The sequence below is a fragment of the Candidatus Zixiibacteriota bacterium genome, assembly GCA_040753875.1.
GTDB lineage: Bacteria > Zixibacteria > MSB-5A5 > GN15 > FEB-12 > DATKJY01.
Window position 1 is genome coordinate 83,656 of record JBFMDV010000005.1, and the last position, 19,646, is coordinate 103,301.

The window sequence follows — 19,646 nt, forward strand, 5'->3', positions numbered from 1 at the left end:
GCTACTTTTTGTCGTCGTCGACCACCTCAAAGTCGGCATCGACCGCACCGCTCCCCTTGTCATCACCTCCAGCTGCCTTCTCACCGGCGTGCGGGCCGCCAGTTCCGGTTTCAGCTCCGGGCTTTGCTCCGGCGCTCTGCTGAGCCGCCTTGTACATCTCCTCGGCGAGTTTGTGTGAAGCAGAGGTCAGTTTGTCTCGGGCACTGGTGATGGCTTCAAGCGATTCCCCTCCTATAGCGGTGCGCAGGTCCGTTATCGCCTGCTCGATATTCTTCTTGTCGCTATCCGAGACCTTGTCGCCGTTCTCCTTGACGGTCTTCTCGACGCTGTAAATGAGCTGGTCCGCTTCGTTGCGCGCCTGGATCAGGTCTGCCTTCTTCTTGTCTTCGTCAGCGAATTTCTCGGCGTCCTTCACCATCCGCTGAATCTCACCTTCCGACAGACCCGACGAAACCTCAATCCTGATCGACTGCTCTTTACCTGTGGCCATGTCTTTGGCGCTGACATGGACGATGCCGTTGGCGTCGATGTCGAATGTTACTTCGATCTGTGGCATGCCGCGCGGCGCCGGAGGGATGCCGACCAGGTCGAACCGTCCAAGCGTGCGGTTATCCACGGCCATCCGACGTTCCCCCTGCAGCACATGGATCGACACGGCCGTCTGGCTGTCGGCAGCAGTCGAGAATATCTGTGATTTCTTGGTCGGGATAGTCGTGTTGCGCTCGATCAAGGTAGTCATCACGCCGCCGAGCGTTTCGATGCCAAGCGACAGCGGCGTAACATCGAGCAGCACGATGTCCTTCATGTCACCGGAGAGAACGCCTCCCTGGATGGCAGCACCGACAGCCACAACTTCGTCGGGGTTTACTCCCTTATGTGGCTCCTTGCCGAACAACTCCCGGACCGTCTCGACGATCTTGGGCACGCGCGTCATGCCGCCGACCAGCACCACCTCATCGATATCGGAAAACGAAAGCCTGGCGTCGGACACGGCCGCCTTGCACGGACCGATAGTCCGCTGCACCAAGTGCTCCGTCAACTGTTCCAGTTTCGCGCGGGTAAGCATCAGGTCCAGATGCTTGGGGCCGGATTGATCGGCCGTAATGAACGGCAGATTGACGTTTGTTTGCATGGTCGACGAGAGTTCGATCTTGGCTTTCTCAGCCGCTTCCTTCAGGCGCTGAAGCGCCATGCGGTCTTTGCGCAGATCGATCCCCTGCGACTTCCTGAACTCATCAGCCATCCAGTCGATTATGCACTGGTCAAAATCATCGCCGCCAAGGTGCGTATCGCCGTTGGTCGAGCGGACCTCGAAAACACCATCCCCGATTTCGAGGATCGAGATGTCGAACGTCCCGCCGCCGAGATCGTACACGGCGATCTTCTCGTTTTTCTTCTTGTCCAGACCATATGCCAGCGAGGCCGCTGTAGGCTCGTTGATGATTCGAAGGACATCGAGCCCGGCGATCCGCCCGGCATCTTTGGTCGCCTGACGTTGCGAGTCATTGAAATAGGCCGGGACAGTTATCACCGCCTGTGTGACCTCATACCCAAGGTAGTTCTCTGCCGCTTTCTTGAGGTATTGCAGTATCATCGCGGAGACTTCCGGCGGCGTCAGCTTCTTCCCCTGCACTTCCACCAGTACGTTGCCGCTGACGTCCTCGCCCACTCGGTACGGCACCAGCTTCTCCTCGGCGGCCACCTCGTTGTGACGGCGTCCCATGAAACGCTTGATCGAGAAGATCGTGTTCTCGGAATTGGTCACTGCCTGGCGTTTGGCCGCGGCGCCAACTATTCGCTCGCCGTCTTTCGTGAAGGCCACCACCGATGGAGTGGTGCGAGCCCCCTCCTGGTTGGGAATGACTACCGGATCCTTCCCCTCCAGCACCGCCACACATGAATTGGTGGTACCAAGATCAATGCCGATTATTTTGCCCATACTGTATCTCCTTTTCCTTGCTTTACCGTGCGCCGTCGGGGCGGCCTGAGGCGGTCACGACGATTTCCCCTTGCTGACCCCCACTTTACTGTGGCGCAGGACTCGGTCGGCCTGTCGATACCCCCTGGCCATCTCCATCGCCACTGTTCCCTCCTCATATGTAGTTGATTCAACCTGCAACATGGCATCGTGCAGCGCCGGGTCAAACTTCTGGCCGATCGCTTCGATCGGAACCACATCATACCGCTTGAGCAGCGCTCCCAGTTGATTGTAGATGAGTTCCATCCCTTTTTGCAGACTGTCGGCATCAGTTTTCTCATTGATGTGTGAGAGTGCACGCTCGAAGTTGTCCATCACCTCGAGCAGTTCACCGAGCAGCCGGTCGTTGGCGGCCCTGATCTGCTCGTCGGCCTGCCGAAGAGTCCGTTTGCGATAATTCTCGTACTCGGCCGCCGTGCGCAGAAGCCGGTCCTCAAGTTCCGCCACCCGCGACTGCAACTGCTCTTCGGGCGTAAGCTCCGCCTCTTCCACCGTCGGCGCTTCTGTTGCCGATGAAAAATCCTGGTCTTTCTCGATCGCATCCGGAGGCGGAGTCTTCTCGCCAGACGCTGCGGCGGCCTCGCTGGTTTCGATTTCGATACGGTCTTTGGTGTCTTTGTCTTCCGTCATATTGCTATATACCCTGCTTTTCATTCAGACCCGAGAGCACTTCAGTGATCGAACGGGCCGTGTATTCCACCACTGATACCAGCTTGTCGTAGGCCATGCGGGTGGGACCGATAATGCCGATCGTTCCGGTGATATTCCCTATCCGATAAGTCGAGGTCACGACCGAGCAGTTGAGAATCTCACGGATGCGGTTTTCACGGCCGATGGTTATGACCAGTCCCTCTTCATGCGCCTGCGTGAGGAAATCCGAAAGTAACTTGCCGTCTTCCAGCAGTTTCATAAGTCGCGACAGTCTGTCCCGGTCGGCAAACTCCGGCTTGGCCAGCAACTGATCGGTACCGGAGATGCGAATATCACCGGCCCGGTCCTCGGTCCAGATCTTCTCTTTGGAATCGACGATCAACTTAAGCAGTCGGGCGTGGCCCGTGACCGCCGCCATGCGTTGAGAGATAGTATCCCGAATGCACGCCAACGTAAGCCCGGCCAGCCGCTCGTTCAGCAGCGATTCAACCTCGGTCAACGAGGTATCCGCCACCGAGACCTCGATCTCCAGAATAACCGATCGAGCCAAACCGGACCCGACAACTACGACCGCCATGATGCGGCTGTCGGCAATCGGGATGAGACGGATCGATTGCAGTTTACCTTCTTCAAATTTGGGTGCAATCGTGACACCAAGCTGACTGGTGATATCGCTGAGGAGTTTGGCGGTCTGACCGAGTATCTCATTGATACTTCGTCCCTCCTTGAGCATCGTCTGACGGATCGCCTGTTCTTCAGCCGCCGTCAGCTTCTGTGGCTTTAACAGATAATCGACATACACCCGGTAGCCGATATCCGTGGGGACGCGTCCGGCCGATGTGTGAGGTTGTTCCACCAGACCCAGCTCCTCCAGGTCCTGGAGCGTATTACGAATAGTCGCCGAGGATAGTCCCATCTGAAACTTATTCGCAATGACACGGGAACCAACGGGGTCGGCCGACGCGATGTAGTAGTTTATCAGGTTTGCCAGGACCCGTTTTTCCCGTTCGGACAGGTTTTCGAACGCCGTCATACTCTTGTTCCATTCATGCCAACTGCCTTTTTGGCAGTCATGATGGCAGCAGGAAATAAATCTATCGCTTTTATAACGAGAGTCAAGAGGAATTGGTTCTAAACGACATGTACGCAAAAAGAAAGGCCGCTGTTCTGATAGCGGCCTGATACGTTTCTTGGCGTCACACGACTACTTATCTGGTTTTTTCTTGTCCTTCTCCAGACGATCATCGATGCCGTTGTTATTGGCATCGACGAACTTGTCGTATTTTTTCTCTTCCCCTTGTTTCGGCTCCTTTTTAGGCGGCTCCTGCACCTTCGCCGGAGCTTTCGGCGCAGGTTTAGGTTGAACTTTGGCCGGCTGTTCTTTCTGCTTCTTTTCGACCGCGATCGTTGACAATGGAAGGGCAATCAACACCGCAGCCAACAGCACTGATTCAAGCAGTTTCTTCATAGTACCACTCTCAGCTTTCTGTACGGTAGGGACGTCCTCGCTGTCCGGTCAAGACAAAACTACCGCTTCTCCTTGCCGCCACCGCCTCCTGAGGGTTTCGAATGTCCGCTCTGTCCGCCCTGCTTGCCACTGCTGTGAGACTGGCCGCTGCCACTCCCACCGGATGGCGATACCCGGCGCCCTTCAAGCTTCCGGCCGCTTGATTCACTCTTCGACCCTTCATTCCCTCCGCTCTGCTGCGGATGGCTCACCTGCCGCTTTTCGACCTGCTGCTCCCGCTTGCGGCTGGTCGATCCGGAGTTCCCCTCAGACTGAGTCTCGATTCGCTTATTCCTAAGGCGGCTCCGCTCGCTGCTGGACGAGCCGGCGTCGCTGGAACCCTGGTTCTTCACCGAGCGGCGTTCAAACGTGTTGTCTCTCGACCGATCGGTGCTCTGCGACTCGGACGAACCGCCCGTACGAACTGATCGTCGCGAAAGCTCCTGCGAACCCTTGCGATCATCGAAACCGCCGGTGGTCTCAAGGCCTCGTGAGGACTGTCTAACGCTCGTCGAGCCGCGAGCATATTTCTTTGGCAGACTGATATCGCCACCTGCGAACTCGCCGACAGTCGTCTTGCTTCGCGAGATCGTGCCGCTGGCTCCACCACCTTGCCCATCAACCCGGGCTGAAAGTTTACCAATGGTCTCTTTATAGTGCGGGTACCCGTTGCGCACTGGATCGCGATACCCCACCTGTCGCACTTCTTTGAATTTGGAGACAACCGTCGAACTGGTACGAATGACCCGGTGGTCCAGCACGACGGTGTTGTAGCGGCTGATGTGTACGTCGCGTTCCCAGCAGTACCCCCACGGGTCGTAGATCGTGAAGGTGTGCCATCCGACCAGGATACGTGGGATGTATAGAGGCGCAATACCCCAATATATCCCGTTGACATATACTGAGCCGCCCCACGGATAATCGATATACAGATTGCCGTAGAGCGACCAGCTCGGGTAGGTCGGATAATAGATCGGCCGGAAGTATGTCGGCTCCCACTCACGAATAAACAGCACCGCCCGGTCATAGGCGAACCGCTGGCCGCCATAGCGGACGAAATACCGATTGTTCAAGTAATCCATGTAGTCGTCGCGATCGTCCTCGTCAGCCACCAGACCCGAGTTACCGTACCAGTTGGGAATCGGGAATCGTTCGCGTGACGCGATCACCTGGACATATTCTCGCCCCGAAGGTCCGTTGACCACGAGATCGTAATCGTCGTTCGGACCCGGCAGCGTATAGGTTTGATCTCCGAGCACGAAGTTGTCCTCGGCGCGATTCGACGGGAACAGGAGATTCACCCGGCCGCGGCTGTCGATCGAGTATATCGCCACGAACGCATCGCGGTTTGCCCGGAAGTGGATCCTGACGTTGTCTCCTTCATAATAGTCGCCGTCGGACTGGTCTGTCCAGACCTCGACATCCAGATAGCGGTCGATCCGGGCGCGCTCGCGAGCTTCATCCTGCTGATAGGAGTCGTCGCGGTAGTCATCGCTGCGCTGATCCTCGTCGTAATCCCGCTGGATATTCTGCGCCGTCGCAGGCACAGCGGCCAGAGCCAGCAGTGCGGCTCCAACCATCAGAAGGTACCATTTGCGTAACATATCATGCCATCCTTTCGGCTTTATCGCGTCGAGCTTTCGCTCGTAGTTTGATGTCGCAAGTAACCCCGACCATGCACCGGTTTCTGTTCGCCCGGGAACGGCGCCACCAGCTCGCGGTTATCTACTGCGGTCTGGTACGCCCATTGGCAATTAACAGCGCCGGACGATGTCTGAATCGCAACCACCCGCAGCTTCGCATAGTGCGAATCGCGCGTCCACACCACGTAGGTATGACCTGGGATCAGTTCAATGAAACCGAGATCAGACCAACCATTAGCGGGTGAATATCCAATCTCATCGAAATCACTGGTGTATCCCATGTCCTGTATGTCAGTCTGGATATCTCGCGCGTTGAGATAGTATGTCCCCTGGAAGATGTCTATGAAGATGTCGGCGGCGGGACTGGTATCCGGAACTTGGGCGTGCGCTGCGAAACTGAATCCGGACAAACTCTGCTCTACGGTGTTCGGGAACAGGACTGTCTCCCCCTCCGGTCGCGGCGTATCGAATACCTCTTCGGCGGAGAGATCGGACTCGTGGCCGGCATCATCGACAGCAGTGACTGCATAATAGTAGGTTGTGCCGTTGGTCAGAGGAGCATCGATAAACTCGTAGATCAGAAGATCAAGATTGGGATTCGGGTCGGCAGCCACGGTACCGATCTGCGTGTAATCTGTCGTGGCCTGTAGCGAACGATATACGCGATACTCTCGTATGTCGCTCTCGTACACGCCGTTGAAATAGACATAGACAGCCTGGTCGCCGGTAACGCTGTAAACCCCCTGCGGCGTGGCCGGGACCGGGTCAAATATCTGATTGTTGTCATCGCAACCCACCAAGCCAACCAAGCCTAGGGCGGAAGCAAGTATTGTCTGAAATCGGTTCATGTTCGTCTCCTGTACTTTTCGTCTATCTCGACACAGAGTTATACAACTGCCATGCCAACATGCATAACTACTTATATTTCAATAAATTAAGATGCCGAAAGACAATACCAAACCGCGTCCTGCGCACAATAATTGTGCACGGAACGGCTGATGTGCACGAAAAATGTCAGCGGAGTTTCTGCGGGCTCAACTGGTATTCTTTGATCTTGCTACGGAGGGTGTTGCGATGGATTCCGAGGCGCTCGGCACAGAGTCCCAGATTCCAGTCAAGTTGATCGAGACAAAACTGGATGTGTTCGCGTTCAATTTCACCGAGCGGGCGGACCTCACGAGGCTGAACACCCGTTCGCGCCGGTGCGAGACCGGTGAGGTCATTTTTGTCTATTGCAGAGTCGGTGCTTAATACCACGGCTCGCTCAATCACGTTTTCCAGTTCCCGCACATTGCCGGGCCAGGAATATGCGGCCAGCGCCGCCGCCGCGTCCGGCGTGATAGAATCGATCTGCTTGCCGAGTCGCCGCGAGAATTTCTCCAGGAACTTGTGTGCAAGAAGAAGGGTATCGCCCGGTCGTTCGGCCAGTGACGGGAGTTGAATTCTCACGACATTGAGGCGATAAAAGAGGTCCTCGCGAAACGCCAGCTCCCTCACCATGTTGTCCAGATCGCGATTGGTAGCAGCGATGATGCGGATATCAAGCGATATCTCCTTCACGGAGCCGAGCCGCTGGATATGCCGGTCCTCAAGCACACGCAGAAGTTTGACCTGCATGCTCTGGGGCATTTCACCAATCTCGTCAAGAAACAAAGTGCCGCCGTCAGCCAGTTCGAACCGCCCCTGCTTTGGTTTGTCCGCTCCCGTGAACGCCCCTTTCTCGTAGCCGAAAAGTTCGGCTTCGAGCAGTGTCTCCGGAAACGCCGCGCAATTGATAGCTACCAGCCGTTTGTCGGACCGTGGGGACAGCGCATGGATAACGCGCGCCACCAGTTCCTTGCCGGTTCCGGAGGCACCGGTCACCAATACCGTTGCTTCACGCGGTGCAACCAGTTTTATGAGCTCCCGGACTTTGTTGATGGCCTGCGACTCGCCGAGCAGTTCAGAAGCGGGGAACACGTCGGCGATCCGATCCTGCATAATCTGGTTATCTACGACCAGGCGGTTCTGTGCGGTCGCTTTCTCGAGTTTCACCAGCAGTTCATTGAGATCCTCGACCGGCTTAGTGAGATAATCGTAGGCACCGGCTCGCATAGCGGCGACGGCCGTCTCAACCGAGCCAAACGCGGTCAGCACGATGACTTGAATGAGCGGATTGAGTTCGCGAAGCCGCGCGAGCAATTCGAGACCGGTCATACCGGGCATTTTCATATCGATGAGTGCCACCGGAGCGAACACGCCGGGATAGCGTTCGAGCGCCTCTTCCCCGCTTCCCGCCTGGGTAATCTCGTAACCCGAACGCGAGAGAAAACCGGCCAGCAGTTGTCGCTGGTCAGACTCATCATCAACCATGAGCAGGCGGGTGGCAGCCATGTTCTGAAACGTAATGTCCCCATTCACCGCGGGCAACTCAAAATCAAAGGCCCATCGTTACCGATGGGCCTCACAATTTATGGTGTTCGTGAATTGCTATTGGCCTGAGCCAAAGAACACGTTGATACCGGCACGCACTTCAAGCGCACTGCTCGATTCACCGAAGACGTATCTCGTGCCGCCCCATGTCTTGCTCACATCCTTGGTGAAGCCGTGTTGGAATTCGGCCTCGGCGAATAAGCCGCCGTAGTCCGATGTATAGTAGAACACGCCGGCACCGAGCCCTGCGGCGACACCGGGCTTATAGGACAACTGGCGAAACTTGCCGACCCCTTGATCGACAACGAAGGTGGCAAATTTGGGAAAATCAAGCCCGGCGTACACCTTGACATAGGGGACCCAGTTGGATTCGCCAAAGAAATAGCGTTTCAAATACAGTTTGGGCGTGTACAGACGGTGTTTTATGTCCAGTGATGCCGTATTGGACTCAATGTCGAACTCATTGAACGAGAAGCCGAGTCCCAGCACCATCTCGCGGGTAAGAAAATAGCCGACCTCGAAACCGACATTCCAGCCAACCTTGGCGCCGAGAGAATCGTTCCAACTGGTGATGCCGCCTACCGGGACCCCAAGTCCGCCGCGGATACCCACCTCCAGTGCATCTTTCTCTTCCGCCGCCTGCTCCTGCGCCACCACCAACATGGGAACGGCCATCACCAGAGCTATTGTCAGGAAGGTTGACAGTCGTTTCATCACCGCCTCCTCAGGAATATGTCCAAACCACACTATCATTCAATCCGATTCCGGGCCGCGAGCGCAATGAATCGCCGCCCCGTACCGAAAACAGGGGGTCAAGATACGAACCCCTTTGACGCCTTGTCAACAGATTATGTGCAATCGTGTCCGAACGAAAAAGCCGGCCCACACAGGGGCCGGCTTTTGTGCTTGTGGACAGATCTCGCCACTATTACGGACAGACCGGCAGCGGCGCGCCGAAGAAGAGATAATCGATCAGCGCCTGCAGATCGCTGATATCGACCGCGCTGTCGCAATTGAGATCACCAAGTTGCCACGGGTCAGGGCCGATGCCACCGAAAAACAGATAATCGACCATACCGCTGAGGTCGCCGATATCAACCGTGCCGTCGTTGTTGAAATCACCCGCAACGAGCTGGTCGTACACGGAGGTGGCAACCAGATTGCCGAGCCGTCCCTCCTGACCCTGAGCATCGGTTGCGCGAGCCCGATACCAGTAAGTTCCTGGCGTCCTATTAGTGAATGCGTATGATGTGTCGATGATCGTCCCGCCGATCTGCGTCGAGCCGGCGAACATATCCACGTTGCCGATATCATCGAGCCAGACGCCGAGGCCGAGAGTGTATGAATCCGTGAAATACGACAAGCGTATAATGACCTGCTGACCCGCGTATGCCGACAGGTCATACGCCACCCGCACCCAAGTGCCGGAACTTCCGGTAATACCGTTTCCAAGATTCTGATTGTTCGGATCGGAGTTGGTGGTGAGGTCGTTGGCCAGATTCGCAAACTGGTAGCCACCGTCGGTCGACACTTGTGCGTAGAAGTAGTCCCAATCCTGCTCGATATCATACCAAATCCAGAAGCGCAAGGAATCCCCCGACGTGACCAGATACGGCGTCCGCGAGACCAGCCAGTGATTGGCACGGTTGGCGCTCTGGCTGCCCCACGACCAGGTGCCGGCATGTTTGCGCACGGTGGAACGGATCATCCTGGCTGCGTCCCAATAGCCGTGGTCCACTTCCGCATCATCAGTAACCGTCTGCTTGCCGGTGAGCTCGTAGAGACGATAGGATACCGGCGTGTTGATCGAATCATCGACATGCCAGTGCACCGAGTACGACGGACCGGAGGAATCCGGCACCGCGAGAATTGGCTCAGTCGGCGGTGCAATGACATAGGGGTTGTCCGCAATCCTGGCCAGGAACAACTGCGGGTCGATGTTCTCGGCTTCCAGCACCGGGATTCGCGAAGGGGGCGGCCAGAAACCGTCGCTCGGTCCGCCGATCTCGGTCGTCAACGAGATGATGCGAGGTTTGGAGATAGTATCTCCCCACATCCAGTCATCGGCCGCACCGTTCGTCGGGTACAGCACCCAACTCACTTGCGGCGTGTAGCCGTTAAACTGCGTCATCGAGTCCCCCAGGTTGTTGAAGAAATCGTCGCGATGCGTGTAGATACGGTCGTAGCCGAACGGCCAGAGCACCAGATTGGAATAGGTGTGAATATTGTGGCATATGACGAACTGGCGGGCATTTACAAAATCGCGGATGTTTTGTGTTTCGGGTTCGGAGAATGGGCCGGTGCCTCGGTACGTTTCCGATGCAGGCAGCGAAGACGAGCCGAGGTCATCGAAACCCCATTGGGCGGAAAAATTACGATTCAGGTCTATCCCATAGTCGCCGCCGACAACACGACGGTTCTTCCGCCACATGCCGCCTCCGGTTGGATCGGTGACCTCATTGTAGTAATAGCCATCGGGATTGGTGACGGGGAGGAAATAGAACTCCCTGTTGTCGACAAGATCCGTGATCCCCTGGTCCACGCCGTAATTTGACAATAGGTAATCGATAAACGTCAGTAAGGCAGCAGCACCGGCGGGCTCCCGGGCATGGATAAGCGAGTTGTAAAAAAGTTCGGGTTCGTTCTCGTCGACAGCAGGGTTATCGGAGACTTTGATCACCCACATCTGCCGACCTTCGATCGTCGTGCCGATAGAGAATTTTTGAGTGCAAAGATTGGGATAGACGGTAGCCAGCGTGTCGAGATACGCCTCGATCTCCGAGAGCGTCCGGAAACCGCCGTAGTCGACGGTCGGTTCGTAACGCGAAGCATAAAACGCCGCCATGTCCGCCTGAACGACATCGTAAGAAATGCCGAGAAAGCGGAGCTTATCCAGGTCCCCCGGCTTGGCCAGTATCTCGAATTGGTCCCCGTCGGCTTCGAGAATGTCAAGCCCTAGGCTGATCATGTCCAGATACTGTGCCTTGGTCATCTGGTGAACCTTGATCTGGGAGACCGGCTCCGCCGCCGCCCGCGCCGTTTGAACGCACGCCAGCGCGCTGAGGCACGAAAGGAGAATTGCCTGACGAATCATAGTGTAGCGAACTCCCTGTTGCGTGGATTACCGGGGCGCCCCGGTCCGGAGCCGCCCGCCGTTGTTAGAGCAAGTATTGGCAACAAGATAAGCCAATTGTCCGATTTGGCAACGGGAAACCGCCGGATCAATGCCAGCATTCAAAAAACTGTTGAAATTCAGGACGCAGGCGGTATACTTATTGATTCAACCGTGTAACAGGTAGTTGGATGAATATATTGGTGATCGGCTCTGGCGGCCGCGAACATGCCATAATCTGGAAGCTCCGCCAGTCCAAGAAAGTCGACAAAGTCTTCTGCATCCCCGGCAACGGCGGCATTTCGCTTCTGGCCAAGTGCGTCAACATGAAGCTGGAGTCTAACCGGGCGCTGGCCGATTTTGCCCTGCGGAACAAGATCGATCTCACGGTCGTCGGCCCCGAACAACCGCTCGCGCAGGGAATAGTTGATGAATTCCAGAGGCGAAAACTCCGCATATTCGGACCCGACAAGCGTGCCTCGCAGCTCGAAGCAAGCAAGATCCGCGCGAAGGAGTTCATGCAGAAATACCACGTCCCGACAGCGCCGTTCCGCACGTTCCAGATGGCGGCAGAAGCGATTGGGTTCTGCAAATCCGTGGAGTATCCGGTGGTCATCAAAGCGGATGGTCTTGCCGCCGGAAAAGGTGTTACGGTTGCCAAGTCCCTTGATGAGGCAGTCGCGGCGATCGAAGCCATGATGCTCAAGCGGATCTATGGCAAGGCCGGGGACCGGATCATTGTAGAGTCGTTTCTCAGCGGACAGGAAGTATCGATCATGGCGGTGACCGACGGCAAGGTGGTCATACCGCTCCTCCCCAGCCAGGACCACAAGCAGGCGCTTGAGGGGGACAAAGGGCCGAACACCGGCGGTATGGGGGCGTATTGTCCGACGGATTTCGTTACACCGGAGATCCTGGAGCAGATTGAAGAACATGTGCTGACTCCAACGATCGCCGGCCTGCGAAGCGAAGAGATCAACTATGCCGGGGTGCTATACGCCGGACTAATGCTGACCGAAAATGGACCAAAGGTGCTGGAATTTAACTGCCGGTTCGGCGATCCGGAAACCCAGGCGGTATTGCCGTTGTTAAAAACAGACTTGGTGGACTTGATGATGGCGGTGGTGGAACGGAAGCTCGGGAATTTCGGCAGGCTGGACTGGCGCAAGGGTGCGGCCGCGTGCGTGATCATGGCATCGAAGGGATACCCCGGCCAGTATTCCACCGGCATGGCGATAAACGGCCTGCAGAATACCAAGGACAACGGTGTCTTTGTCTTTCACGCGGGTACGCGACGAGACGGCAGCAACTGGCTCACCGCGGGCGGAAGAGTGCTTGGCGTGGTGGGCGTGGATACTGAGTTAAAGGGGTCGTTGGACCGAGCCTACGCAGCGGTCAAAAAGATCAGGTTCGACGGGGCCACGTATCGCCGGGACATTGGGTTCAGGGTCCTGCAGGCCAAGCCGCAAGCATGAGGTAAAATGCCTAAGGTACTCATTTTGCTTGGTTCCAAGAGTGATCTCGAATATGCCGAGAAGTGCCGCGAGCAGCTTGGGGCCTTCCAAATCGAGGGGGATATCGAGATCTCGTCAGCCCATCGTCACCCCGAGAAAACTGCCGATCTGACCGCAAACGCACAGCAGCGTGGTTACGAAATTATTATAGCCATGGCCGGTTTGTCGGCGGCACTGCCCGGCGTGGCGGCGTCGCATTCAAACCTGCCGGTCATCGGGGTGCCGCTGCCGGCGGCTCTTGATGGTCTTGACAGTCTGCTTTCGGTAGTGCAAATGCCGCCCGGAATCCCGGTAGCCGCCGTCGCCATAGGACTCCCCGGGGCGCGCAACGCGGCGGTGCTTGCGGCCAGAATCCTGGCCCTCAAGTACCCGCAGATAGCCAAGACGTTGGCTGAGTTCAGGCAAGCGCTGTAAAGCGCCGGGACCCAAATGGAAACAAGAAGTGTATCAGATATCAGGAACTATTGGAAAGGAGAGAACTACATGGCAAAACAGTCGACGATGAGAGCCTTGCCTGTACTGCTGGCGCTGGGGTTGGTGGCTTGGGGATTGCTTCCAGGGGTTGCATCAGCGGATGAGAAAGCGAAAGAGTTATACAACCAGGGCGTCACCGCCATGCAGGCCGGAAAGCTCGATGATGCCGTACTGGCGTTCAAGGGCGCTATTGCGTCCGACGGCAACTATTTCGACGCCTACCTGAACCTCGGCGCCGTGTATTTCCAGAAAAAGCAGTACGATGATGCGGCCAAGATGCTTCAGTCGGCCACGGAGAAAAACCCCAAGAGTATCGAGGCTTTCTCCAGCCTGGGACGGGTCCAGTACGTGCTGAATCGCTTTGTGGAGGCGCAGATGGCGTACAAATCGGCGCTCGCGCTTGACCCCAAGAACGCATCACTCTACAAGGAACTGGCCAAGGTCTGTTTGAAGCAGGGGAACAGCACGGAGTTGGTGGCAACGATACAGAAATGCCACGAGCTTGGCGGCGCTGATGAGCAGACGTACTTCTGGCTGGGCAAAGGCCTTGAAAAAGAGGACAAGACTACCGAAGCCCTGGCTGCCTATCATAAATCGATCAAGTTAAAGGCGAAGAACTATGAGGCCCAATTTGCTGTGGGCAAGATCTATCTCGGGCAGGAGAATTACGACGGCGCCGCCAAGGCATTCAGGTCGGCCCTGACCGCCGATCCGAAAGGGTTCCGCGCTGCCTACAATTACGCAGTCGCGATGGAATCGAAGGACCAGGAGGCCACTGATCAGAATATCGCCAACTGGAAAGAATTCGTCCGCATCGCGCAGGGGAACCCCAAGGCAAACGGAGACGTGCAGGTTGCCAAGCAGCACATCAAAGAGCTTGAAGACGCCAAAAAGGCGAAACAGGGTTTGTAGACGGTAGAAGCTGCTGTTGATTTGAGACCCTCTCGCCTGCGAGAGGGTCTTGTGCTATCAGGTGCCCGAATTCACGGGCAGTGCCGCCCCGGAAATCACCACGCTTACTTGCGCGTAAACTCCACGCGGGAAAACTCGTCCCAATCCACTTCCACCTCACGTCCCTTTGGTGAAGTGGTTATGAATATCCCCTTGTTGTCCTCGTCGACATCATTGGAGCCCCGCAACACGAAGGTGCGACCATCCCAGGTCGTCACCTTGCTGGCACGGAAGGATTGTTTGGAGATCTCTTTTATGAGGCCGAATTCAATGTCGAACTCGCAGTTCCGATAGGCGCCATCAAGAAATTCCCAGGTGGACTCTTCATCGTTGTCCCATCGGATCGTTCCGGTGTAGCTGTCTCCATCCTCTGTGTACACGGTGCCGGACAGCGGCCGCCCACCGTCGAAGTCGGCGTATGTGAGTGGCTGCGGCGCCTGGCTGAACACGAGTTTATCGAAATCATCCCACTCGATCTGAACCTGCCCAAATCCGGGATCCGCCACCAGGATACCGCGGTTGCTCTCATCGACATCATTGCTCCCACGCAGGACCAACTCCTCGCCTGACTTGAGCGCCACGCTTGCCGCGCTTGCGCTATAGCGCGCAATTGAGGCGATCCGATCAAACTTGACCTTGCGATCCCGATCTTTCTGTTCTCCCTCAAGGAGATCATTGGTGAACACTTCGTCGATGTCCCAGCACACGAACCCGGTATACTCATCCCCACGTCGGGTCGTCACAGTTCCATAAAGTCTCTCACCGAACACCGAGGCCTCGCCGGTCTTCGCCGGCTCCAGATCGACCCGTTCTATATCGTCCCAGGCGAGCTCGGTCTCCCCTTGCTTTTCATCTTCGATGATTATCTCCCTTATGTCCGACCCGATATCAGTGGAGCCCTCCGACAGCGTGACCGTCTGACCGGATTTGAGTTCGATGATTGCCTCGTCATCCCCGTCAACTTCCAGACTCTTGATATGTCCAAACCGAATCCCGGATGAGGCCGAGCCCGACCACGAGAAATCTCCGTCAGACTCACCGATCTTTATACCGAACACCTCTATTCGGGTGGTTCGCTTGGATCGACGGCTGCGGCTTGACCTGTCCCGATCCTCGTCCGACAGCTCTTTGGTTCCATTGAGGATATCGCACCAGTTTGTCTCATTCTTGTCCCACCGGATAAGGCCGCGGTAGACGTCACCGTCGGTCGTGGTGATCCGGCCATAGATTCGTCCGCTGTTGTCTTCTGCCAATACCGCTCCCCCGACCGCCAGCAGTCCCGCCAGCGCGATCAGCCCTGCTCTACGCACCATAGATCCTCCATCGTGAAGCAATAACTTCTTATAGAGGGAGTTTACGTGGAATCAGGGAAAAGGTTGTGTGGGACCCGAGGTCTGATGCCGGCGGAATGATCCCGGCTGCAGGCCTACTTGATCAGGACCATTTTCCGGACAAGTGACACATCGGCGGCTTCAAGACGGTAGAAATAGATACCCGATGTCAGCAGACGCCCGGCCGCCGACTCGCCGCTCCAGGATGCCCGGTACTGCCCGGCTGCCTGCGTGCCAACTGCCAGCGTGGCGACCCGCTGCCCCAGTATGTTGAAGATCTCGAGCGTCACACTGCTGCGTCGTGGCAGGCTATATTGGATAACGGTTGAAGAATTGAACGGGTTGGGGTAATTCTGCCCAAGGGTGTATTCCTGGGGTAATCCTGTTTCTGTGGGGTCATCGGCGGAGGTCGGCAGGGAGACCGTGACCGTCCCGCGCTCAAACCAAGGAACGAGCGACTGCCCCTCGGCCGTTATGATTTCAAGATGACCGGTGCCAATGGATGTAGTATCGATCGGGCTGACACCAACCAATTGGCCGGCAGTGAAGAACAGTTCCCCAAGCACATGTGTACCGACGGACAAAGCCGTACCGTTGGCGAACATTCGAATGATCGCCTGCCCAGGGACCGTGTCGGGCAGCCATTCCATGAGCGCAGTGGCAGGCATACTGGTATCGAATTGGATTGAGTCCACGCTGATCACTGTGCTGTCCCATTTCAGCGGCAGTACAATGGACTGAATGCTGGTGACAAGCGTCAGTGTAATCGGAACAGAGCGGACCGTGCCAGGCCGCACTTCCGCGGAAGTGATGGCGATGCTGTTCTGTAGCGGACTCTCCGAGGATACTTCAAGTCGGACCGGCACGGCTTGCGATGAATCAGCGCGATCAGTATCGATAAGTGTGATATCAGCAATATATGTTCCTTCGGCCATCGACTGGTCGACCACGGAAACTGTGAGCGTGTCGGGCGTCGCGCCGCTCGTCGGAGAGACACTCAACCAGGAGGCTGCGGCAGTGACTTGAAAATGCAGCGAGTTGTATCCGCCATGGTTCAAGGCCACGCGCGCCGATGTCGGCAGAGCTCCTCCCGGCGACATACGGAACGCCAGCGATGCCGGTGCGGCGATCAGACGAGGTGTATTGTAGGTGGTGATGGAAGCGAAAATGTCGTATTGTCCCGAACGCCGGTCCGTCCAGACGGCATACCGATAGCGACCATCGAGCGCGACATCCGGCTGGAGTTGCGCGCTGTCTCCTGAGCTGTTGGCACGGAAATTCGTCTCCCGCACAACTCCGTCGACATCGATCATCTGCCCCACTATATCCCACGAACTGGAGGTGGAATCGGCCCACAGGATCGCGACGTTTCCCATCCGGTCGGCTGCGATCGACGGGTCCCGTTGCGGACGGGCATTGACATCAAAGTTGACCTTCCTGTCGGAGTAAAGAGGCGTCAGGATAGTATCGTATTTTCGCGCGTAGATGTCGGGATTAGCCGGATACACACCGTTGCGCCAGTCGGTCCAGACCATCGTGAAATGCCCCATGGCGTCAGCCGCTACATCTGGAAACGCCTGCCGGGCATTGGTGCCATCGGAACTGACGCGGATATTAGGACCAAAGCGCGTACCGGATGAATCAAAACGCTGCGCGTAGATGTCGTCATTGCCAGAGCGGTTGTCGTACCAGGTCACCACGAACCATCCGTCCGGCGACACGGCGACACGCGGCGCATGTTGCTGAGCGGTGGCCAGGTCATCGTTGACACGGAAATTGACTCCCAGCAGGGCGCCATTCGCGGAAATGCGTTGTCCGTAGATATCCCAATTGCGATTACGATAATCCGCCCACACCACCACCCCATCACCCCACGGTGCCAAAGCGATATCCGGATTCTCCTTGAGGGAGTCGGGCAATTCGAGTGTCAGTCGGGCATTGGTACTCAGGAATGCCGCATTGGTGTCAAAGCGTTGACTTAGTATCTCTGGATCAAATGGGTACGTGCCATATCTATAGTCCTGCCAGACGGTCGTGTAATGGCCCGCGTAATCGACGCCCACAGCCGGACCCGCCTGGTGTGCTGATGTCGTATCGTCGTTTACTCGCTGATTCTGCCCTATGGCCGCGCCGACTGAGCTGAATCTCTGGTAGTAAATGTCGCTGTTACCGTTGCGAGCGTCAGACCAAACGACGATGAAGCAGTTCGATGAAACCGCCACGCGGGGCTGTGTCTGCTCAGCGACCGTGCCATCGTCATTCACCATGAAATCGGTCCGGTCGGCACGTGCGGTCTTCGCTGCAACGGCGAAGGCAAAGCATACCAGCGCAGTCGGTATGAGAAGAGCGTGTTTCACCGCCAAACGCCATGGCAATAAGAATGCCTGCCGGTGAAGGCAGGCATTCATAACATTTCCGCTGTGAGAAGCGCTTGCAGGCTAAAAGGATACATCGTCGCGGCGTCTGGCGGTTTCACGCGAGAACCGGACTGAAGCGGTCACACAGGGAAGGATTTCACCGTGCGGTTGGGCCCGCTGTTCCTACAGGGCTTAGCGTACTTTCTTTTTATGACGGTCAGCGCGTCTACGTTTCTTGCGCTTGTGCGTGTTGATTTTGTGGCGCTTACGTTTCCTACCGCAGGGCATCAATCCTCCATCTTAGACAAATGTTACAGCGAAAGTTTGGTGATCATGTTCTTGAACTCATTGGACGGCTTGAACACCGGCACTTTGCGATCCGGCACCGGCACCACATCCCCCGTGCGGGGATTGCGAGCCTTCCGAGCCTTACGCAGCTTGATTTTGAATGTGCCAAAGCCACGTATCTCGATATTGTGTCCGTTCTCGACGGCCTTCTTCACCGTGTCCAGAAAAGAGTCCACAACAACGGCTACGTCCGTTCGTGTCAGGCCGGTTTTCTCGGCCACCTTCTCGACCAGGTCCGCTTTCGTCACTGCGACCTCCCTCGACAATCGAGTCTATACTGCATTAGTTTCTTTGTCCACAACTCCGGCTGAATCCACTGCCTCACGGTCATCCATTTCATGCCCATAAGCTTTTGGGGCAGTGCAGGATACTCTATGTCGCCGGCAAAGGAAAACAAAAACTTTTCGGCTGTCCAGCGATTTTTTGAAAAAAGCGACAAAAAAGCGGGCTAACTCACTGATACAGGTACAGTAGCTGAGGACCGGAGAACGCCTGATCGATCTGACCATTCACTTTGCCGGCCATCTGACCCATAAGGTCAAAAAGGGAAATCTTTTCCCGCTTGTAGGGCCGAACCACGTTCGGTTCTCCCTGGATATCCGCCAGCTCAGCCGCAACTTCTATGGCCTGCTGCAAGCCACCCAAGGTATCCACGAGGCCGAGATTATAGGCTTGCAGACCGGTGAATATTGATCCATCGGCCAACGGATATATCTCCTCTTTCTCTTTCTGGCGTCCAGCCGCCACTACCTCGACAAACTGCTCGTAGGTATTGCTCACTACCGCCTGGAGCATCTGCTGCTCCTTCTCGGTCATCGGGCGGGCGTATGAGCCAACATCTTTGAGCTCGCCGGACTTGATGGTCTCTGTGCCCACCCCAACCTTGTCGAGAAGTCCCTTGAGGGTATGGAACTGGAAGATGACTCCAATTGAACCGGTGATGGTGCCGGGGTTGGCGATCACGCGGTCGGCAGCACAGGCGACATAATAGCCGCCGGAGGCTGCCACCGACGCCATCGCCGCCACAACCGGCTTCTCCTTCTTCGCCCTGATAATGGCATCGTATAGCTCCTGCGATGGCGCTACGACGCCTCCGGGTGAGTCGATGTGTACGATAATCGCTTTGATCGAGCCGCTCTTGGCCCAACGATCGAGCTGCCGTATGACCGGACGGGCGCTTTGTTCGTCGATAATGCCGAACATCTCGACAATACCCACCTCCCCGCCGCTCAGACCGGTAAACTCGAGTTCATCGGTTTGCGAGAGCATCCCGATCACCATGAAAGCAAACACTGCCAGCGCCATGAGAAACGCCGCAGCAATAATGATTCCGATAACGACGTCGCGCGTCCGTGCCATCTTACTCCG

The 19,646-nt window shown here is 56.5% G+C and carries 16 protein-coding genes; 3 read left to right on the forward strand and 13 right to left on the reverse strand.

Annotated elements, in window-relative coordinates:
• Nucleotide 1: 1 nt before the first annotated feature.
• The 9 genes from dnaK to AB1644_01925 form a co-directional block, all read right to left on the reverse strand.
• The gene (gene dnaK, locus AB1644_01885) at nucleotides 2-1,939 is read right to left on the reverse strand and encodes a molecular chaperone DnaK (protein MEW6049800.1); all 1,938 of its coding nucleotides are present in this window, start codon (nucleotides 1,937-1,939) and stop codon (nucleotides 2-4) included.
• A 54-nt stretch (nucleotides 1,940-1,993) separates the two neighbouring features.
• Nucleotides 1,994-2,608, reverse strand: a complete 615-nt coding sequence (gene grpE, locus AB1644_01890; protein ID MEW6049801.1) for a nucleotide exchange factor GrpE — start codon at nucleotides 2,606-2,608, stop codon at nucleotides 1,994-1,996.
• A 4-nt stretch (nucleotides 2,609-2,612) separates the two neighbouring features.
• Nucleotides 2,613-3,662 (reverse strand): heat-inducible transcriptional repressor HrcA, encoded by a 1,050-nt coding sequence (hrcA, locus tag AB1644_01895; protein ID MEW6049802.1) that lies wholly within the window; start codon nucleotides 3,660-3,662, stop codon nucleotides 2,613-2,615.
• A gap of 171 nt (nucleotides 3,663-3,833) precedes the next feature.
• Nucleotides 3,834-4,097 carry a hypothetical protein gene (locus tag AB1644_01900; GenBank protein MEW6049803.1) on the reverse strand — a complete coding sequence of 88 codons (264 nt, stop codon included), beginning with the start codon at nucleotides 4,095-4,097 and terminating at the stop codon, nucleotides 3,834-3,836.
• Between the two features lie 59 nt (nucleotides 4,098-4,156).
• Nucleotides 4,157-5,740, reverse strand: coding sequence for a DUF4384 domain-containing protein (locus AB1644_01905; protein MEW6049804.1), 1,584 nt, complete (start codon nucleotides 5,738-5,740; stop codon nucleotides 4,157-4,159).
• A gap of 20 nt (nucleotides 5,741-5,760) precedes the next feature.
• Nucleotides 5,761-6,627: a hypothetical protein gene (locus tag AB1644_01910; GenBank protein ID MEW6049805.1), complete on the reverse strand. Its 867-nt coding sequence runs from the start codon at nucleotides 6,625-6,627 to the stop codon at nucleotides 5,761-5,763.
• A gap of 166 nt (nucleotides 6,628-6,793) precedes the next feature.
• The gene (locus AB1644_01915; GenBank protein ID MEW6049806.1) at nucleotides 6,794-8,179 is read right to left on the reverse strand and encodes a sigma-54 dependent transcriptional regulator; all 1,386 of its coding nucleotides are present in this window, start codon (nucleotides 8,177-8,179) and stop codon (nucleotides 6,794-6,796) included.
• A gap of 69 nt (nucleotides 8,180-8,248) precedes the next feature.
• Nucleotides 8,249-8,905, reverse strand: coding sequence for an outer membrane beta-barrel protein (locus AB1644_01920; protein MEW6049807.1), 657 nt, complete (start codon nucleotides 8,903-8,905; stop codon nucleotides 8,249-8,251).
• 214 nt (nucleotides 8,906-9,119) lie between these two features.
• The gene (locus AB1644_01925; protein MEW6049808.1) at nucleotides 9,120-11,285 is read right to left on the reverse strand and encodes a M14 family zinc carboxypeptidase; all 2,166 of its coding nucleotides are present in this window, start codon (nucleotides 11,283-11,285) and stop codon (nucleotides 9,120-9,122) included.
• Nucleotides 11,286-11,494: 209 nt separating this feature from the next.
• On the opposite strand from AB1644_01925, the gene purD reads away from it, so the two are divergent.
• The 3 genes from purD to AB1644_01940 all read left to right on the forward strand — a co-directional run bounded on the left by purD (nucleotide 11,495) and on the right by AB1644_01940 (nucleotide 14,203).
• Nucleotides 11,495-12,778 (forward strand): phosphoribosylamine--glycine ligase, encoded by a 1,284-nt coding sequence (gene purD / locus AB1644_01930; GenBank protein MEW6049809.1) that lies wholly within the window; start codon nucleotides 11,495-11,497, stop codon nucleotides 12,776-12,778.
• A 6-nt stretch (nucleotides 12,779-12,784) separates the two neighbouring features.
• Nucleotides 12,785-13,231 carry a 5-(carboxyamino)imidazole ribonucleotide mutase gene (gene purE, locus AB1644_01935; protein MEW6049810.1) on the forward strand — a complete coding sequence of 149 codons (447 nt, stop codon included), beginning with the start codon at nucleotides 12,785-12,787 and terminating at the stop codon, nucleotides 13,229-13,231.
• A gap of 69 nt (nucleotides 13,232-13,300) precedes the next feature.
• The gene (locus AB1644_01940) at nucleotides 13,301-14,203 is read left to right on the forward strand and encodes a tetratricopeptide repeat protein (protein MEW6049811.1); all 903 of its coding nucleotides are present in this window, start codon (nucleotides 13,301-13,303) and stop codon (nucleotides 14,201-14,203) included.
• A 104-nt stretch (nucleotides 14,204-14,307) separates the two neighbouring features.
• On the opposite strand, the gene AB1644_01945 is transcribed toward AB1644_01940, so the two are convergent.
• The 4 genes from AB1644_01945 to sppA form a co-directional block, all read right to left on the reverse strand.
• Nucleotides 14,308-15,555 carry a hypothetical protein gene (locus tag AB1644_01945; GenBank protein MEW6049812.1) on the reverse strand — a complete coding sequence of 416 codons (1,248 nt, stop codon included), beginning with the start codon at nucleotides 15,553-15,555 and terminating at the stop codon, nucleotides 14,308-14,310.
• A gap of 113 nt (nucleotides 15,556-15,668) precedes the next feature.
• On the reverse strand, nucleotides 15,669-17,930 hold the full coding sequence (locus AB1644_01950; GenBank protein ID MEW6049813.1) for a T9SS type A sorting domain-containing protein: 2,262 nt from the start codon (nucleotides 17,928-17,930) through the stop codon (nucleotides 15,669-15,671).
• Nucleotides 17,931-18,241: 311 nt separating this feature from the next.
• Complete coding sequence (locus AB1644_01955; protein MEW6049814.1) at nucleotides 18,242-18,544, reverse strand: HU family DNA-binding protein; 303 nt, start codon at nucleotides 18,542-18,544, stop codon at nucleotides 18,242-18,244.
• Between the two features lie 187 nt (nucleotides 18,545-18,731).
• Complete coding sequence (sppA, locus tag AB1644_01960) at nucleotides 18,732-19,637, reverse strand: signal peptide peptidase SppA (GenBank protein MEW6049815.1); 906 nt, start codon at nucleotides 19,635-19,637, stop codon at nucleotides 18,732-18,734.
• Nucleotides 19,638-19,646: the final 9 nt, after the last annotated feature.